Origin of the sequence: Maridesulfovibrio sp. (assembly GCF_965230075.1) — a bacterium.
Classification (GTDB): domain Bacteria; phylum Desulfobacterota; class Desulfovibrionia; order Desulfovibrionales; family Desulfovibrionaceae; genus Maridesulfovibrio.
Genome location: NZ_OZ245945.1, coordinates 204,429 through 223,024, shown reverse-complemented (window position 1 = coordinate 223,024; position 18,596 = coordinate 204,429). Strand labels below are relative to the sequence as shown.

16 protein-coding genes are annotated in these 18,596 nt (G+C 50.7%); 8 read left to right on the top strand and 8 right to left on the bottom strand.

Annotated features, from left to right (window positions below; genetic code table 11):
- The first annotated feature begins 126 nt into the window (after positions 1 to 126).
- Positions 127 to 1,749, top strand: a complete 1,623-nt coding sequence (gene nhaB, locus ACO05Z_RS00990) for a sodium/proton antiporter NhaB (RefSeq protein ID WP_421899482.1) — start codon at positions 127 to 129, stop codon at positions 1,747 to 1,749.
- Positions 1,750 to 1,821: 72 nt separating this feature from the next.
- Here the strand turns inward: nhaB and ACO05Z_RS00985 are convergent, their stop codons facing one another.
- Together ACO05Z_RS00985 and ACO05Z_RS00980 are read right to left on the bottom strand one after the other, a co-directional pair.
- Positions 1,822 to 2,043, bottom strand: a complete 222-nt coding sequence (locus ACO05Z_RS00985) for a hypothetical protein (RefSeq protein WP_421899480.1) — start codon at positions 2,041 to 2,043, stop codon at positions 1,822 to 1,824.
- Complete coding sequence (locus ACO05Z_RS00980) at positions 2,031 to 2,510, bottom strand: hypothetical protein (protein ID WP_421899478.1); 480 nt, start codon at positions 2,508 to 2,510, stop codon at positions 2,031 to 2,033. Before ACO05Z_RS00980 ends, ACO05Z_RS00985 begins: the two co-directional genes overlap by 13 nt.
- A gap of 185 nt (positions 2,511 to 2,695) precedes the next feature.
- Between ACO05Z_RS00980 and ACO05Z_RS00975 the strand changes: the two genes are divergently transcribed.
- The 7 genes from ACO05Z_RS00975 to ACO05Z_RS00945 all read left to right on the top strand — a co-directional run bounded on the left by ACO05Z_RS00975 (position 2,696) and on the right by ACO05Z_RS00945 (position 11,785).
- On the top strand, positions 2,696 to 4,504 hold the full coding sequence (locus ACO05Z_RS00975) for a sigma-54 interaction domain-containing protein (protein WP_421899475.1): 1,809 nt from the start codon (positions 2,696 to 2,698) through the stop codon (positions 4,502 to 4,504).
- Between the two features lie 244 nt (positions 4,505 to 4,748).
- Entirely contained in the window at positions 4,749 to 5,090 is a 342-nt protein-coding gene (locus ACO05Z_RS00970; RefSeq protein WP_421899472.1) for a hypothetical protein, read from the top strand.
- A 75-nt stretch (positions 5,091 to 5,165) separates the two neighbouring features.
- On the top strand, positions 5,166 to 6,734 hold the full coding sequence (locus ACO05Z_RS00965; RefSeq protein WP_421899469.1) for a flavocytochrome c: 1,569 nt from the start codon (positions 5,166 to 5,168) through the stop codon (positions 6,732 to 6,734).
- A gap of 101 nt (positions 6,735 to 6,835) precedes the next feature.
- Positions 6,836 to 7,309, top strand: a complete 474-nt coding sequence (locus ACO05Z_RS00960; protein WP_421899467.1) for a cytochrome c3 family protein — start codon at positions 6,836 to 6,838, stop codon at positions 7,307 to 7,309.
- 23 nt (positions 7,310 to 7,332) lie between these two features.
- Complete coding sequence (locus ACO05Z_RS00955; protein ID WP_421899464.1) at positions 7,333 to 9,012, top strand: cytochrome b/b6 domain-containing protein; 1,680 nt, start codon at positions 7,333 to 7,335, stop codon at positions 9,010 to 9,012.
- A gap of 305 nt (positions 9,013 to 9,317) precedes the next feature.
- Entirely contained in the window at positions 9,318 to 10,529 is a 1,212-nt protein-coding gene (locus ACO05Z_RS00950) for a dimethylsulfonioproprionate lyase family protein (RefSeq protein WP_421899462.1), read from the top strand.
- A gap of 209 nt (positions 10,530 to 10,738) precedes the next feature.
- Positions 10,739 to 11,785: a tRNA dihydrouridine synthase gene (locus ACO05Z_RS00945; protein ID WP_421899459.1), complete on the top strand. Its 1,047-nt coding sequence runs from the start codon at positions 10,739 to 10,741 to the stop codon at positions 11,783 to 11,785.
- Position 11,786: 1 nt separating this feature from the next.
- On the opposite strand, the gene hydF is transcribed toward ACO05Z_RS00945, so the two are convergent.
- From hydF to ACO05Z_RS00915, 6 genes are all read right to left on the bottom strand, one after another.
- Positions 11,787 to 12,983 carry a [FeFe] hydrogenase H-cluster maturation GTPase HydF gene (gene hydF, locus ACO05Z_RS00940; RefSeq protein WP_421899457.1) on the bottom strand — a complete coding sequence of 399 codons (1,197 nt, stop codon included), beginning with the start codon at positions 12,981 to 12,983 and terminating at the stop codon, positions 11,787 to 11,789.
- Positions 12,976 to 13,992, bottom strand: a complete 1,017-nt coding sequence (hydE, locus tag ACO05Z_RS00935; protein WP_421899454.1) for a [FeFe] hydrogenase H-cluster radical SAM maturase HydE — start codon at positions 13,990 to 13,992, stop codon at positions 12,976 to 12,978. The genes hydF and hydE overlap by 8 nt, the downstream gene beginning before the upstream one ends.
- Positions 13,993 to 14,028: 36 nt before the next feature.
- Positions 14,029 to 15,438 carry a [FeFe] hydrogenase H-cluster radical SAM maturase HydG gene (gene hydG, locus ACO05Z_RS00930; protein ID WP_421899452.1) on the bottom strand — a complete coding sequence of 470 codons (1,410 nt, stop codon included), beginning with the start codon at positions 15,436 to 15,438 and terminating at the stop codon, positions 14,029 to 14,031.
- A gap of 62 nt (positions 15,439 to 15,500) precedes the next feature.
- The gene (locus tag ACO05Z_RS00925) at positions 15,501 to 16,952 is read right to left on the bottom strand and encodes a sigma-54-dependent transcriptional regulator (protein WP_421899449.1); all 1,452 of its coding nucleotides are present in this window, start codon (positions 16,950 to 16,952) and stop codon (positions 15,501 to 15,503) included.
- A gap of 5 nt (positions 16,953 to 16,957) precedes the next feature.
- Complete coding sequence (locus ACO05Z_RS00920; RefSeq protein WP_421899446.1) at positions 16,958 to 18,070, bottom strand: PAS domain-containing sensor histidine kinase; 1,113 nt, start codon at positions 18,068 to 18,070, stop codon at positions 16,958 to 16,960.
- A gap of 13 nt (positions 18,071 to 18,083) precedes the next feature.
- Positions 18,084 to 18,596, bottom strand: coding sequence for a 4Fe-4S dicluster domain-containing protein (locus tag ACO05Z_RS00915; protein WP_421899444.1), 513 nt, complete (start codon positions 18,594 to 18,596; stop codon positions 18,084 to 18,086).

Here is an 18,596-nt window from a genome sequence, read left to right as displayed (position 1 = left end):
GCTAGCACTCCCCCGGAGGAAGACCCACCCAGCAATTTCATGGGTCTTCCTCCACCTACCGGGAAAAAAGACTACAACCGGATACTGCCGCGCAATATCCGGCATGAATTATAAAAGGAGATTCTGATGCAGCAGACATTCCTGCAATCACTCGGAAACAACTTCCTCGGCCATGCTCCTAAATGGTACAAGAAAATTATTCTGGCCTTTCTGGTCATCAACCCCATACTCATGCTCACAGCAGGACCGCAGGTCACAGGCTGGGCCTTGATCGCCGAATTTATTTTCACACTGGCAATGGCCCTGAAATGCTACCCCCTCCCCGCCGGCGGTTTGCTGGCCATTGAAGCTGTGGTCATGGGCCTGACTTCAACCGAAACCATCTACCACGAAGCGCTGAACAACTTCGAAGTTATCCTGCTGCTCATTTTTATGGTCGCGGGTATCTACTTCATGAAAGAATTCCTGCAATTCACCTTTACCCGCATTCTGGTCCGGGTCCGTTCCAAGATTGCTATTTCTCTGATGTTCTGCTTTGCAGGAGCATTTCTCTCCGCTTTTCTGGACGCGCTAACCGTGACAGCGGTCATCATTGCCGTGGCCTACAGTTTCTACAATATTTACCACAGATTCGCCTCCGGCAAGACCCTGCACTGTGAACACGACCTCTGCAACGATCAGGCAGTTATCAATAAAAATCGCTCAGACCTGAAAGAATTCCGGGCCTTTCTGCGCAACCTGATGATGCATGGTGCTGTGGGGACAGCTCTGGGCGGAGTATGCACGCTGGTGGGTGAACCCCAGAACCTGCTCATCGGCGGTGAAATGGGCTGGCATTTTGTGGACTTCTTTCTGGAAGTAATGCCCGTATCCCTGCCCGTGCTGGCAATCGGGCTGCTGACCTGCATGACAGTGGAAAAATTCCATATCTTCGGCTACGGAGCAAAACTGCCCGGAAATATCCGCTCCCACCTGCTTGAAACTGCTGTAAAAATGGAAGAAAAGCAGGGCCAGAACGGGAAGACAAGACTGATCATTCAATCCCTGACCGGTGTGTGGCTGGTGGCAGCCCTGGCTTTCCACCTTGCCGCTGTGGGGATCATCGGCCTTTCAGTCATTATCATCCTTACATCCATGAACGGCTACATTGAAGAACACCAGTTAGGTAAGGCTTTTGAAGAAGCCCTACCGTTTACCGCACTGCTGGTGGTCTTTTTCTCCATTGTAGCCGTGATTCATGATCAGCAAATATTCCACCCAATCATTGAATTTGTTCTCAGCCTGCAGGGACATGCACAGCTTGCCGCATACTACATTGCCAACGGATTACTCTCCGCAATCTCGGACAATGTATTTGTGGCTACTGTCTATATATCTGAAACAAAACTTCACTTCATCCATCTGCTGGGAACTCTCCCTGACATCGGTATGAGCGGGCAGGCTCTGATGGAAAAGCTTACCGACCCGCATCTGGCGAGGGTCGACGTTGTCGCTGGCATGCCTCAGGCTACTGCTACGAAAGTCCTTGAGATCATGCACCACTTCGACAAGCTGGCCGTTGCCATTAACACCGGGACGAATATCCCCAGTGTGGCGACCCCCAACGGTCAGGCAGCCTTCCTCTTTCTCCTGACATCCGCTCTTGCACCGGTCATTCGCCTCTCTTATGGCCGTATGGTAATGCTGGCATTACCATACACCATCACTATGTCCCTGACTGGCCTCGCGGCAGTTAATTACTTCCTGTAAACTGTCGCGCCGCACCTTAGCGGCACTCCCTTTTCCCGGCAGACTCTCCACTGCCGGGGAAAGGGGGACAATTCATAAAGCACTATCTGCCATTACTTTAGCCTTGCCGTGAATATTGCCGCAAATCTCCAAGCCATCCACACCCATTTTTTCCAAAGCAAAACAAATCAGCCTTGTTTCATCAAAAGACAGTCCGCCCTCGAAAAATTCGCTGGCAGTGAGTTTAACAAGAATGGGATAAGACTCACCGACCTGCTTGCGCATTGCATCGTATATCTCAACTAGAAACCGCATTCCTTGGCTCTTCTTGCAGCATCGGCAAAAGCTTGAACGATATATTTAATGTCTTTCTTGGTCATGGGAGTGCCACAGGTTCCAGTGCTTCTTTCCGGAACATTGCTCGGAGCATAAATAGTCCGTTCTCCTACATTATAGGTGGTTTTAGTGCCGCCATAGGCAATTTGGAGTATGATTCTGGAACCATGCTTGTGCACAGAATCGGTCAACTTTCGGTAGTCAGTGAGAGAAAAGTCATCGTAAATACCCATCATACCCGGATTGGGTTGTTCTTCAGTCACAACATTAGCGTACCCGGTAATGATCAGCCCTACTTCATTCTCAGCCAGAATCTTGTATATATCGTAGAGGCGGGGAGTCATATGCCCGTTTTCTGTGGTCATGTTCTCCCATGTGGCACTGCGAACCAACCGATTTTTGAGTTTGAGCGGTCCGAATTTGCAACTTTCAAAAATGGTTTTCATTTGCTTATTCCTGTATAAAATTATCAATAATTACTCCGCGAACGGAGATGTTACACTTTGCGTTTTGCGGAATAACATTTGCATCTACTGTGCCTGAAACTTGACTCATATTCTTTCGTCTCATAGGGGTTTGCAGGCGGAAGTTAAATTTAGTTCAAATATAAAAAATTCAAGCAAGATCAGATATGGCATCTTCCAACCAGAATGGATTAGAAATATTAGATGTTTTAAATCGCATAGATGCGGCCCGAAATTCGGATATAAACCGCATTGTAAGTGTGGTCATGAAAGCAGCTGTTGAATTGATACAGCCTTCTTCCGCTGCGTTTAAACTCAATTTTTATACTGACGAATCGCCCGTTTACGCTTTTCTTCATTCCAACAGCCCTGACATTGTTTTTTTAGAATCAGAAAAAGAGTTCAACAACGAACTGCTTCTTTTCCGGGATAGTTCCCAGTCTAAATGCACAGACAAAAACTTCTCTTTTGTATGTATTGTTGATTCTCCCCAAGTAGCGGAGCATGAGCGTATACTGAAGTACGTTATGGACCGATGCGCCAGAGCGGTTGCGTGCTTCCTGCTCAATCAAAAGCTACAAAGAAACACGAATGAAGTTTACCGCTTACGCTTAAATCTGGAAAACTCTTTCAACAGTATTCCGGATGCAATTGTGACCGTATCCGAGGACATGCAGATACTTTCCGCCAACGCAGCTTTTCTATCCCTCTATGGCGGCATCATAGCGGACTATAAAGGACGTACATTTGAACAATGTTTCAGTAAAAATGCCGGACCATATAACAGCGTAATACGGCAGACCCTGGAACTGGGCAGGCTCACCTCCCACTTTCGAGTCAACACCAAAACTCCCGACGGAAAAGAGTGCAAGCTTGAGCTCAATGCTGCCCCATTACGTACCGGGGAACACAGCTTCGGCGGCGCAGTGCTGGTCATCAAGGACATGACCCGGCTTGCAGTTCTGGAACAACAGCTCGAAGACCGCAGACTGCTCAACAATATGGTCGGGCAAAGCGACTCCATGAAACGCGTCGCTACTCTGGTGCACAGCCTCTCGGACATTGGCACCACCGTGTTGATTACCGGGGAGTCCGGAACAGGTAAGGAACTGATAGCCGATGCGCTCCATTACACCGGAGGCCGATCTGAGAAAAAAATAGTTAAAGTAAACTGTGCGGCCCTGTCGGAATCCCTGCTGGAAAGTGAGCTGTTCGGGCATGTTCGCGGAGCCTTCACCGGAGCATCCCGCGATTCTGAGGGACGTGTTGCCGCAGCTGAAGGCGGAACCCTCTTCCTTGACGAGATCGGAGACCTTCCTCTTTCCATCCAGCTTAAACTATTACGTTTCTTGGAATACAAAGAATACGAACGGGTTGGCAGTTCCAAACCGCGTAAAGCGGATGTGCGCGTCGTAACCGCTACAAACGCTGATTTGGTGCAGAAAGTTAAGGACGGCACTTTCCGTAAGGATCTCTACTACAGGCTCAATGTTTTCCAGATTGAACTCCCCCCGCTCCGGGAGCGCAAGGAAGACATCCCGCTGCTGGCGGAAAGCTTTATGAATACCTTTAATAATGAACTGGGACGTTCAATTAAAGCGATTTCACCGGCATTCATGGATGCTCTCGTCCAATACGACTGGCCGGGAAATGTCCGTGAACTGCGGCATTGCATTGAATACGCGGCAATTCTGTGTCTTGATGAGGTGCTACGGTCCATCCATCTTCCCCAGAATTTCAGGGATAATTTCAATTGTTTCTGCGAACAACCTGAACCGGAACAAACACCCAGTCCTGAAGTCCTTTCTGCCACCGGAGCTGAAAATTCCTCTAAGCGGCACACCTTTGATAAACAGAAGGTGCTTGATGCACTGGAGCAGGCGGATTGGAAAAAAGCACGGGCAGCAAGAATTCTCGGGATTAGCCGCCCCACGCTTTATCGATGGATGAACAGGGCGGGGATAGCTGAACCGTAAAAGCGTAACGTTACGCTTTACACTTTGCCATGTCAGGATTGTTTGCTACACATTTTGTGTAACGAAAGTGTAAAACAAAGTGTAACGTTACACATTACACTTTGTGTGAAATATGGAACAAACAATACGTTTAAAACGTTTATGAATGATCCATATTTTTATATAAATTATTTAAAATCAAACACATATGACCTCTTTAAAATTGTGGCACGCGAACTGCTAACGGGAGGCAGGAGCGTAAACCATGACTCTTAACAGATGTAAAATGCTAACTCCCGACCAGTATCACACCTTGCTTGACGAAAGCATGGGGCTATTGGTTGTGGGGTATCTTTCGGATGACCTGATCTCAAGCAGACAGATGCAGATCCTTGCCGACTTTGCGCAATCTGCCGCCAAGCGCGTTACCTGTGCGATTTTGAATCCCGCATACGGTTCGTACTTTGAGAAGAATCTGAAGTTGGATGGAAGTCCCACTTTCCTACTCTTCTTCTCAGGTATGGAACAACGCCGCTTTCTCGGATCAGCCGATTTCGAAGACCTCAGGGAGCTTGCCAGCGGACCTGCTGGAGATGTTGCCTTATAACCACAGCTGGAGGGCTGTGGCGACAATATCTTTGTCCGCTAAGATTAGAGTGCAATTTTAAAGGAGATGTAGTGTATGCCTGATTCCAAGGGTAAAAAAGCAGCCATGATGTCCCGTCGTAAGCTGCTGATGAACGGAGGAGCCATGGCGGCGGGAGCTGTCCTTTTCGGTGCCACCGGCAGTCTTGCCAGTGAGAAAGCACCCTCGGTCCGGTCCGAGCTTCCGACCACTAAGTGGGACGGTGAATTTGACGTGCTGGTTATCGGCAGCGGTTTTGCCGCACTATCCGCAGCCATTGAAGCTCGCCGCAAAGGGCTCGACGTTATGGTCATTGAAAAAATGAGAGTGCTGGGCGGTAACTCCTGCATCAACGGCGGTCTTTTCGCTGTGGCAGGCAGTGAGCTGCAGAAAAAAGAAGGCGTCAAAGACAGCATCGATACCATGGTAAACGACATGCTCAAAGCCGGGCGTGGCATCAACCACGTTGATATTACCAAAGCCATCGCAGAAGGCTCCATTGATGCTTATAATTTCGTTATCCAGTGTGGCGCGGTTTTCAAACCGAAACTTTCATGGCTCGGCGGTCATTCCGTAGCCCGTACCTACCTGACTCACAATGCTTCCGGTTCCGGTATTGTCCGCCCTCTGGTTGATACTGCGCGTGCTGAAGGTGTTGTCCTGCGTACCGGCTGCAAGATGCTTGATTTTATCGTCAATGATGATGAGCGCATTGTGGGTGTACGTGTTCGTGACGGTTACCGTTTTCCCGATGAAGAAAGCGGACAGATCCGTACTTTCCGTGCTCGCAAAGGTGTTGTCCTTGCTACCGGCGGATTCAGTCAGGATGCCAAATTCCGCGCTTCACAGGACCCCCGTCTTGCCGGTGAGATCGACAGCACCAACCAGCTCGGCGCAACTGGCGAAGCCATGCGTGCCGCTTTCCGTGCCGGGGCTATTCCGGTACAAATGTCCCTCATCCAGCTCGGTCCCTGGGCTTCCCCGGATGAAAAAGGATTCGGTGTTGCTTCCATGTTCAACATCCAGTCCGGTTTCCGTTACGGTGTAATGGTTGACCGTTCCACCGGAACCCGTTTTGTAAACGAACTGGCTGACCGTAAGACCCGCGCCGATGCCATGCTCAAGAAGCTTGATGCCAACGGCAACCCCGACTACCCGATCATCATTGTAGACAGCAAAGGTGCTGAAGCATGTCCTACCTTGGACCGCTGCCTCAAGTACAAGGTTGTTCACGGTTTTGATACCATTGAGCAGCTCGCCAACTTCTACAACGTTCCGGCTGCCAAGCTGACCGAGACCATCAACAACTACAACAAATACGTTGCGGACAAGCATGACCCTGAATTCGGTAAACCTCTCAGCACCGCAACCCCCATTGTCAAAGCTCCTTTCTACGCTGTTCGCGGCTGGCCCAAAGTGCACCACTGCATGGGCGGAGTCGAGATCGACGTGAAAGGCCATGTCCTTCATTCCCAGACCTTCAAGCCCATCGACGGCCTCTACGCCGCAGGTGAAGTAACAGGCGGTCCCCACGGGGCAAGCCGCTTGGGTAGTTGTGCAATCACCGACTGCCTGGTCATGGGACGTATTGCTGGTAACAGCGTTGCCGGTAACGAACCTAGTTAGGAATTTGATGCGCTTCGCGCTTTAGTTGATCGCATTTCGCCTCCGGCGGCCAAAGGAGCTAAGCCCCTTTGGAATCCCTATTAGTTAAAAAGGACATGAAAATGAAAAATAATAAAAAATTCGCCTTCGGGGCGATTCTACTTCTGTTTGCAATGGGAATCTTCCTTGCGCCCAACGCATTGCGCGCACAGGATACAGCTGAAAAAGAAAAGAGTGTTGCCGAAATTGATTTGGAGCAGCACAAGACCAAACAAGTCACCATCGACATCATTGATGATGTGGTTTTCGGAAAACTTCCGGTCAAAAGCTACCACAAAAAAGTTCACCAGAACGGTGCCAACTGCGAGCTTTGCCATGGAGTAAAAGCTCCTACCGCACCTCCGGATACCCGCAACTGCGCCAACTGCCACGGCACTCCTGCAGATGTTGCCAAGCGCACTGAAAAGCTTGCCCCCAACCCGCACAACTCCCCGCACTGGGCCACAGAACTCCCCTGTGACACCTGTCATAGAGAGCACGGTAAATCTGAATTCTATTGCAAAAACTGCCACCACTTTGATTACCAGGTTCCCTAAGAACTGATCAGGAGGAATTACCCATGCTTACTAAACAGGCATCTGTATGCCTGGTCTTGACTCTCGCCCTATTTATGGCCGCATTGTCAGTGAGTCCAGTCCATGCAGCGGGCGATACAACCGCCCAATCAGAGCAATTATACGCAAAGGCCGCCCAGTTGCGCCAAGGTGCGCTGAAGCAGAATCAAAAATGCTTCTCCTGCCATGGCGATGCTGAGATTACCACCAGATGGGTTACTGACCGGGGACACACTCTTCAGCTCCATGTTGACGAAGTGGATTACCGCAACTCAGTGCACAGCGGGCAGAGCTGCCAAAGCTGCCATGCGGGTGCAAGCGAAGATGCTTTTGCAAGTGCCCCGCACAAGTTCAAGAATAAAAAGCCCATGGACTGCCAGTCCTGTCACGGCAATTACTTTAAGGACATCTACGAACAGGTTGCCCGCAGCTACCACACCAAAGCCATTGTCAAAAAAGGCAAGGACTTCAGCTGCGCTTCCTGCCACGATGCCCATACTTTCCGCCTCCCAGAACGCACTGAAGACATTGCATTCGGCATTGCTGATACAAATGAACGCTGCTTCAAATGCCACTCCGACTACCGAGGCTACCAGAAGCTGACTGACAAAAAACTGCTCGACCAGAAGATGGGGCACTGGTTTCTGCCCAGCAAGGAAAAGCATTTCGAAGCTGTCAGCTGCGTAGCCTGCCACGGTGGCAAGGAAGGCACTGAAAGACACGTGATCATGGAAGCTAAAGAAACCAAGGTTAACTGCGAGAGCTGCCATTCCCAGTCATCTGCCATGACTACCAAGCTCAACAAATACCGCAGTGAACAGCGCGCCTTTTCCATGGTCAACAAAGGCCTCTTTGATGACGCTGAACTGCAGCAAAAGAACAGCGCGGCCATCAAGGCCAGCATGGGAGAAGCGGACTCCGAACTTGGTTTCATGAACTCCCGCCTGCTGGAGAACAAATACGTCATCGGCATCACCCAGACCCCGTGGTTGAACGCCAAGTTCGTCCAGATTCTGGCAGCCATGCTGCTCCTGATTGCTGTACACGCAGTGCTGCGCATGATGGGCACCAAAGCTGTTTATGCCCACGGTAAGACCGTAACCATGTTCCCGCTTGCAGTTCGTCTCTGGCACTGGATCAATGCATTGTTGTTCGCCATCCTGATTATCAGCGGATTTGCTATGCACTTCGGGGTCGCCATGACCTTTGATTCTGCGCAGTCCACCCACGCTTACTTTGCGATCGGCCTTGCAGCGCTCTGGGCTCTGTATATGCTCTATCTGCTTCTGACCGGACAGATCATGCAGTACCTGCCGCGTGCGGATTTCATCTCCGCATCCATTGCGCAGGCCAAGTACTACATGCTGGGCATCTATAAAGGACAGAAAAATCCTGCCGGACATGACCCCGCAAAACGGCTGAATCCTCTGCAGCAGTCAGCCTACCTGCCGGTCCTCTTTATGCTATTCCCCGTCTTGATCGCATCCGGACTGGCCCTGTTCATACCTGAAGTAATCCCCCCTGAACTGATGGGCATGGACGGCAAGCGGTTTGTATCTCTGGTACATACCGGAGCGGCATTCCTGATGATCCTCTTCATCGTCATCCACCTCTACCTCTGCACCACCGGTGAATCTGTTTTCACCCTTGTTCGCAGCATGGTCACAGGTAAAATGAAGAAATAACCTAAGCCATAATATACATCTACCGGACAGGCCCCTCTTGCCTGTCCCTGCGTGGAAAACAGGGACTGAATTCTTGAATTCAGTCCCTATCTAAAATTTATCCTCACAACCGGAGAGAGCATCTTATCTGTTTATCTGATGAACAGGTCACAGGTAGCAGGCAGGATGATTAAATAGCGTAAGCCATAATATACCTACCGACAGGTCCCCTATCCCTGTCACCTCATGAAAGGAAGGGGCTGGGTCGAACAGACTCAGCCCCCGTCTTTTAAAAATCGGGTACTAAGATTAATAAGGAGAGATTTATGTATAAATTTGTATATGTTTCAATTTTAGGATTTCTGCTTTCCATGCTGATCGGCTCTGCTGCTTTTGCTGCAGAATTCGTGTGCCTTGATGTTCCTGAAAAAAAATGGAGCAAAGAAGAACAGCGCAACATAGATCTATTTTGGAACGACACCCTTGCTTACCTTGAAGCTTACGTGAAAGCCCTCGAAACTCCGACCGGAAAATGTCTTGATTCTGCTGAAGCTGTGGTCAGCACCTACAATTCCGAAACAGGTAAGCCCGAAACAGAATGCATCACCAAGAAACGTGATGTGGAATTGATGATCAAACACGTCAAAGCTGTTCTTGCTGAGCCCGAGAAGGCCAAACGCTGTTTTGATCCCCAGCTGAGCCACTCCAACGGCTGGACCAAACTTTTCACTCCCAACAGAGAACTTCAGAACTCTTCCCCGGTTTCCAAATGGCTGAACCGCCCTGTTGCTACTGATTACTTTGAAAAGACAAAAGACCCTGAAATCAAAAAAGCCGGTCTGGAGCTCAACAAAAACTTTGTTGAAATTGCTTCCAATACCGACAGCTCCGCACACTTCGGCCGTGATATCACCATCAAGGGTTTACCGCACCTGTGGTCTTCCGTGGGCTGGATTCCTTTTTACGCTGAAAGCGAAAAAGCATGGAACAAAGACATCCGTGGCGGCTACCTCTATGCCGAAATTATGGGACCTTGGGGTAACCTGCGCATCGATACCATTGACGGCGAAACCGTTGGTTCTGAAATCGGCATGACCGCGCAGTTGAACAATTCCTCCTACCCCGTACATTTCCACCACCCGCAGGAAATCTACATGACCCTGACCACTCCTGAACACCCCAAACAGAATCAGTTTCTACTGCTGGATTGGGACAGCGACCAGTTTCAGGCAACCCGTGCCGAAGACGGCTTTGACGTAGAAGTAAAAGGAGAAAGTAAATGGGAAGACTGGTACATGAGTGCAGATCCCAAGGATAATTGGCTTATCTACCTTGAACGTAATGCCCTGCATGCCTTCTATGCCGGAGATGAGAAGAATGCTGATCTTGAAAACAGCGGCTGGGTAAGCGTCTGGGCTCGCACAACCGCCCGCGACAATAACCAGACAACCCAAATCTCTGTTCCCGCAGACAAAAACACTAAAAGGATTGTACCTGCAACCCATGTTCACGCACACACCAAGCGTTGGGAACCTTAACAATACTGTACGTACCAAATAAAAAACCGCTTCGGATTTCCGGGGCGGTTTTTTTATGTAATCAACGACCTGAATTAAACCGACTGTCTGCTGGTTACGGATTATCTGGCAAAAAAAGCCCTTTTCACGGTCTCAAGACTTGCCCGTTGTGCAACAACAGGATACGGAAGGCAACATCCCATAACACCCAAAACAGCCTTATAGATCACATGACCGAATCCACTCCAACCTATTTGCCCAGACTGGCAACCCAGCTTAACACCCCCATTACCATTGGCGGAAAAACCATCCCCAATAAGTTGTGGCTGGCCCCCATGGCCGGATTGACCCACACTGCCTTTAGGGAGGTTCTGGCCCACTATGGTTCCTGCGGTCTGGCTTTTACGGAAATGTGCAGCGCCAAGGCTGTCCCAACAGAGAATCCCAGAGTCTCCCCTGTTTTTCGCTGGCACGAGTGGGAACTGCCCAGTCTGGTCTGTCAAATAGTGGGGGCCACACCGGAAGAGCTGGTCATTGCAGCAGAGCGCGTGGAACGTGAAGGATTCTTTGGCGTGGACATCAACATGGGATGTTCGGCACGGGGAATGATCAAACGCGAGGCGGGAGCTGCCCTGCTCAAGACCCCGGGAAAAGCAGTGGCCATTGTGGAAGCAGTTCGAAAGGCTGTGTCCATTCCTGTATTTGTTAAATTCCGCACCGGATGGTCCAAGGATATCGAACCGGCAGCGGCCCTAGCGAAAGAATTTGAGGCAGCAGGAGCCGATTGCCTTGTCTTTCACCCGCGTGTGGCACCGGACAAACGCACCCGTCCCCCCTTCATTGACCATATCCGCTATATCAAGGAAGCGGTTTCCATCCCAGTCTTTGGCAATGGCAATGTGACAACCCCGCAGCATTGTCAGGATATGTTGGATAAAACAGGCTGTGATGGCGTATCCATAGGCCGCATGGCCATGGCCCGCCCATGGCTTTTTGCCCAATGGACAACAGGTTACACGCCCGACGAAAACATTTTTCAAGACTACGTCCTGCGGATGGCCACAGCATTAGAGCAGGAGTTCGACCCCATCCGGGGAATTAAACGATTCCGGCTGTTCATGGCCTATTTTGCAGCCAATTTCCGATTCGGGCACAGTCTGCTGGCCAAGTTTTCCACAGCAAAGACCATGGATGATGTCCGGCGGATGGCAAAAGAGCACATCATACCGGACATGGCCTTGAGCCAAACTCCCAACATGAATTTGTACAATCTATAAATCAGAGCATCCTGACGATTCTTTCCAACACTCCCTGCACCTTGGAAATGGCTACGCCGTAGTTGGTGATGGGCGCGCCCCTGCGGTTACATTCCCGGATACGGCGCAACATTTCAGTGCGGTTGGTCATGCATCCGCCGCAATGAATTGCCAGAGCATAACCTTCCAGATCATCCGGAAAATCATGACCGGAGTACATCTCAAAATGCAATTCCTTGCCGGTATACTCTCTTAGCCAGCACGGAATCTTGACCCGACCGATATCATCCTCAGTAGCATGGTGCGAACAGGCTTCACACATGAGCACCCGGTCACCGTCCTGCAGGGAATCAATGACATCCGCCCCCCGAAGCAGGGCACTCAGGTCGCCCTTATAGCGGGCAAAAAGGGTGGAAAATGTAGTCAGCGCCACTTCATCCGGCACATCAGCGGCAACCTTAAGCACAACCTGTGAATCGGTGACCACCAAGGCCGGAGGTGTGCTGAGTCTTTGCAAAGCATCAACAAGCTCCCCTTCCTTGACCACCATGCCCATGGCGTCACTGTCCAAAATATCGCGCAGGACCTGAACCTGCGGCAGGATCAACCGTCCTTTCGGCGCAGCCATATCAATGGGGGTCACGCAAAGTACTACATCACCTTTTCCGGCCAGATCACTGACCAGCACCGGATCTTCAACGAACTCACGGGGAGCGGCATTAATCACATTTTTCTTAAGTTCATCAACACCCTTACCTGAAGCGGCGCAGACAAGCTGATAAGTGATGGAATGTTCGCCGCAAAAAGCAATATCTTCAGCAGAAGGCTCAGCAATATCAGACTTATTGAAAACTACGAGATGGGGAAGCTCCATTTTCCGTACAGTCTGCAGAATATGCTTTTCAGCCTCGCCAAGCCCCTGTTCTCCGACAACAATCAGGGCCAGATCTGTACGGAACAAGACCTTCCGCGTAGCCCTGATGCGTAACTCTCCAAGCTCACCTTCATCGTCCAGTCCGGCAGTATCGAAAAATGTCACCGGACCGAGCGGCAGCAATTCGTAATGCTTTGCCACCGGGTCGGTGGTTGTACCCGGATGATCGGAGACAATGGCAATATCCTGCCCGCAAAGAGCATTTATTAGTGATGATTTTCCGGCATTGCGGTTGCCAAGCAGGCTGATGACCATGCGTACGCCTTTGGACGCTTTGTCATGCATATGAACATTCCTTATCGTTAGTGGTCCGCAGCGGAGATTGACCGCGGGTGGAGGAGGGATGGTAACCCGCTTGTTTCAATCTCCGCTGCATATGGACAACGTTATTCATAACAGGGTCAGAAGAAGAATTTTTTCCGGGATAAATACTGTATTCTGAACGGACTGATTCCGGAGTGACCGAGGGCATGACCACATTCGCTCCGGCCGCAAGTCCCTGCTCCCGGCCATTTGCAACTAAGACATCCAAGGCACTGGTGGCAGGGATATTCACCTTCGGATTCATGATCCGCAACAATGCTGTTGCCCGCAAAGTTTCATCCAGACTACCTGCCCAAAAACGGCCAAGGGGCGTATCAGGATGCGGAATAAACGGCCCCACCGCGATCATATCCAACGGAAGGAGGCTCAAACGCAACAGGTCCTCGGCAAGGATTTCAGGAGTCATGCCGGGCAAACCTGTAATCAGCCCGGACCCAGCCTCATAACCGAGGCTGCACAGGGTTTCCAAGCGGGCAAGACGCTCGGACACACTCTGTCCGGGACGAAGCCGGGCATGCAATTCGCTGTTGAAGGTCTCTATTTTCAATAGATAACGGTCCGCCCCGCAATCCCGCCAAAATTTATATGTATCCCGGTCATAATCACCAAGGCAAAGGGTCACCGAAACATCGGCATAAGATTTAACGGACTGGATTAAGTCCCCGATGAAATGAGGGTCCAGATTTTTATCCTCGCCCGATTGCAGGACCACTGTTCCCATTCCGACGTCAATGGCGCAGCGGGCTGCTGCAAGAATAGAATCCGCATCTAGGGAAAAACGTTCAATCTGCCCGTTACAACAACGGAGGCCGCAATAGTGGCAGTTCTTGCGACAGTTGTTAGAAAACTCCACCACCCCGCGCTGAAAAATCTCATTACCAAACACGGAATCACGAACTTCTCGGGCCTGCGCAAATAAAGGTTCCGGGCTGTCTGCCATCAGGGCGTCTAAAATCTCTTTTACAGTCATGGCGTTAAATAGTCGTGATCGTGAATTTAAAGCGGATTAAAGGAACAAATCCCGCTCGCCGTGTTCGATACGGTTCAGCCTGTCGCTCACAACACCTTTTCGTTTCACTGCAAAACATTCCAGTTCCCGGCTGATCAGTGAATTGCCTCGCTTCTGCGTGTCCTTATGGGCGTAATCCAGCAGATATTCTTTAAATGTCAGCAGAGCATTGGGATGGCAGAACTCCTGAATGAATCCCTTTTTAGCCAATTCCATAAACTGTTCTCCGGTCCGGCCCGCGCGGTAACAGGCCGTGCACCATGACGGCACATAACCATGCTCCACTATTTCGCTGATAACTTCTTCAAGGCTGCGGTTATCACCGATGCAGAATTGCTGCACATCCGGGCGGTCATAATCGGGATCGCTATATGCGCCGGGATAGGTCCGGGAACCGGCACTGAGCTGAGAAACACCGAGATCAAGCAGTTCACGACGCAGCCCCCGACCTTCGCGGGTACTAAGAATGAGTCCGGTATAAGGAACTGAAAGACGCAGCACCGCTACCAGCCGCTTAAACTGGGCATCAAAAATCGGATATGGAGGATTGAAGGCAATATCAGCATTGAGGGCCGGTTCAAGCCGCGGAAAAGACAAGGTGTGCGGTCCCACTCCGAATTTAGCTTCCAGTTCTGCGGCATGGGTCAGCAGGGCAATGGTATCAAAACGGTAGTCATACAGGCCGAGCAAAGTGCCCATGCCCACATCGTCTATGCCAGCTTCCATGGCCCGGTGCATGGCATGCAACCGCCAGAGATAATCTTTTTTGTGTCCGCTGGGGTGGAGTTCAGCATAAGTTTCGCGGTGATAGGTTTCCTGAAAACACTGGTAGGTACCGATACCGACTTCATGCAGCTTACGGAATCCTTCCACATCCAGCGGTGCACAGTTAATGTTCACCCGCCTGATTTCACCGCTTTTTTCCGAAACAGTATCGTAAACTTTGCGCACGGTTTCAGCGATCCAATCAGCACCGAACTTGGGATGCTCGCCGTAAACCAGCAATAAACGTTTGTGGCCCTGATTTTCCAGCACGGAGACTTCCTGCCGGATTTCATCCGCACTCAGGGTCCGGCGCTGCAACTCCTTATTTGTGGCCTTGAATCCGCAATAGGCACAGCGGTTGCTGCACTCATTGGTGATGTACAGCGGCGCGAAAAGGACCATGCGGTTGCCGTAAATTTCCTGTTTCACTTTACGGGCAGTCTCAAAGATGGCCTCATTCAGCTCCAGATCCTCGACCTGCAGAAGTCTTGCGGTCTCCTCGAGGGACAGCCCTTTGGCTTCAGCGGCTTTGTCCAAAATATCGTAAACCTGATCGGCTTCGGTCCGGGTAGTGGAATCCACTATTTCCCAGATTTTATTCCCGTCAATAAAATCAATTAATCCTGTACTGTCCGGATTCATATTAATCTCCGTTTTATAGTCTGCGATCTCTGCTCTACGGTCTCTGATACGGGCCAAAGTATCTATTCGCTATCATTCTGTTTTCTGGCTGCGAGGCGGTAATAAAGCATGCGGATGGAAATACCCAAGTGCGCAGCAGCCTTGGTTTTGTTGCCGTTTGTTGCAGCAAGCGCTCCGTCTATATCTTCTTCAGTAGGTCTTTTTTTAGGTTGGTCTATTTTCCGGGATGTGGAGCTTCTTTCCTGCACAGGAACGCTTTTCTGCATACCGGCGAAGAAACCGGAAATATGTTCGGGCAGCAGCAGCTTTGCATCATGCATGACCGAAATCCATTCCATGGCGTTCTTGAGTTCACGCACATTGCCCGACCACGGGTGCTCCAGCAGAACTGCGGCAGCTTCAGGGCTGATATCTGTAAAAGCTTTGCCCCTTTTTTCAGCAAATGCCCTCAGGAACAACAGGGCCAAAGGAACGATGTCGTCACTGCGTTCTCTAAGCGGCGGAACTATAATACTGCCCACCCGCAAGCGGTAATAAAGATCACTGCGGAAAAGCCCTTTTTCGATCCGCTCAGTCAAATCAAGGTTGGTGGCAGCAATAATGCGTATATCGGTCTCGACTTTGGTAAGCCCGCCGACTCGGTAAAAAGTTTTATTCTCAATGACGCGCAGGAGCTTGGCTTGCAGCTCAACCGGGATTTCCCCTATCTCATCCAGAAACAGCGTTCCTCCTTTAGCGAGATCAATCTTGCCCCGTGCCCCCCGGGTGGCGCTACCGGTGAAGGCACCAGCCTCGTAACCGAACAATTCACTTTCAAAGAGATTTGCCGGAAGGGCCGCGCAGTTAATATCCACAAAAGGACGCGGTGAATTGGGATTTTTCTCCCCGTAATGAATCATCTTGGCCACGATATCCTTGCCCACTCCGGTCTCACCCTGAATAAGCACGGGCATGTCACGGTCCTCGTGGTAAAGACGGGCCTGATTGACCACCTCCCACATGGATTCTGAGAAAATACCGATGTTATCCAAACCGGCTTGCTGGGCAAATAATTCACGCAACTGTGATAATTCAGCACGCACATCACTGGTTGCCTCAGCTACAACTTCCTCAAAACGGTCGGTCAGCTTTTCATTCTCACGCAGCAGTTCCTGATGCTCGGCCACACGGTCCAGCACTGCTGCGAGTTCTTCCAGATTGATGGGCTTGGTCAGGTAGTCATAGGCCCCGGCCCGTAAAGCTCCGATGGCAAGTTCAAGATCGGCATGCCCGGTGTAAAGGACCACATCCGGGGGAGTGGTGAAAGAAAGCTCTTTGATATCACGCACCAGCTCGATTCCGGTCCTACCCGGCATCTGGATATCCGAAAGAACCATTTCAAAGTCATGATTGCGGCAAATATTAAGGGCGGAAACAGCCTCTGCACAGGGAGTGACAGCATGCCCAAGCAGGGTCAGGTATTCGGCCAGTGAATCGCGGGTTGGAGCATCATCATCTACAAGTAAAATACGCATATTCTTTACACTCCTCCCGCTTCAGATGCAGGCAGTATTACCCGCAGAAGGGCCCCGCCTTCGGGACGATTCTCCGCAACAACTGATCCGCCTGCGGATTGCACGATTGTGCGCACGATAGACAAGCCAAGCCCCATGGAAGACCCCGGAGATTTGGTGGAGAAAAACGGTTCGAAAAGTTCATCGGCCAGTTTTGGATCAAATCCGGGACCGTTATCTGCCACAGTCAATTCCACAGAACCGGAACCTTGAGGCACAACCCGAATGGAAATGGTTTTCTGACAAACGTCACAAGTTTCCAGAGCCTGCATGGCATTGGCAACAAGGTTCATGACCAGTTCCTCAAACCTGATACACGTTCCGGTAACAGTTTGTACTTCCGGGTCGATGGTAAGTTCCAGTGCTATGCCCCTTGCCACCATCTGGGCTCTCATCAGAGATAACGCTGACTGCACTGCCTTCCCAAGATTGCACAGCTCGGCTGTCACGGGCTGGTTATTACGCAGGTGTTCGCGCAGATGGTTGACGATGGAATCGATGCGGTCCACCTGTCCGGCAATATTTTGCAGGATACGGACGATTTTTTTATCGGGATTCTCGGAACGGTCTTCCAGCAAAAGGGCCGATGCAGATAGCAACCGTATTGCGTTGAGCGGCTGGTTAATCTCATGGGCGATGCCTCCGCCAACAACAGCAAAGGTAGTAACCCGGCTGGCCCGTTCCATGGCCGAGCGAGCCTCAGCAAGTGTAGCCTCAGCATGTCGCTGGGCAGTGATGTCACGCCCTACCGACTGATATTCAACAACATTTCCATCATCATCGAAAATAGCGCGGGTCACATACTGTACATGATGAACTTCCCCATCAGCATCAGTATAACGAGGTTCGGTTCTGACCTCCGGATTGTCAGGAGACAAAGAATAGACTTTACGAACAATTGCCTCGCGCTCATCAGGGTCCAGAAGCTCCTGAAAATGCGACGCAAGCAAAGTTTCTTCACTCATGCCGTAAAACCGGCAAAAAGCACTGTTCACAAAGGTCAGCCGCCCGTCAGGACGGAAACGGCGGATAAGCTCAGTCTGGTCCTCGACCACGCTGCGATAGATGGAATCTGTCATTTTATTAAAATTACTAGCTATTATGGGCTGTCATACGCGCATTTTCCAGACGCTTGTTAGCCGATAGTTTTTGCAAAGACTCACTTGAAAAAACACTCAACGCCCCGGCAGGACACACGGAAACACATGCAGGCTTATCGCGATGCCCGTCGCAGAGATCACATTTGTGAGCTACCGGAACTTCATGCTCTACGTTGATTAAACCGACCTGCATGGCCCCGAAAGGACAGGAGGCCAGACAGGCCTTGCAGCCGAAACAACGTTCAGCATCAATGACCACCGCCTTGCCGTCATAGCTGATGGCACCCACAGGGCAGGCTTTCGCGCATGGTGCATCCTCACACTGGCGGCACTGAATCGGTGCAGTCACTCCGGACTCTCGCACTACTGAAATACGCGGGCTGAATGGCTGCCCGTTTTCCATAGCCTGCCCCATATCTGCTGCCATGTGGGCATCCACGCAGGCGATTTCACAGGCCCGACAACCGATGCAACGTGACGGTACAGCCAGAACAAAAGCATTCAT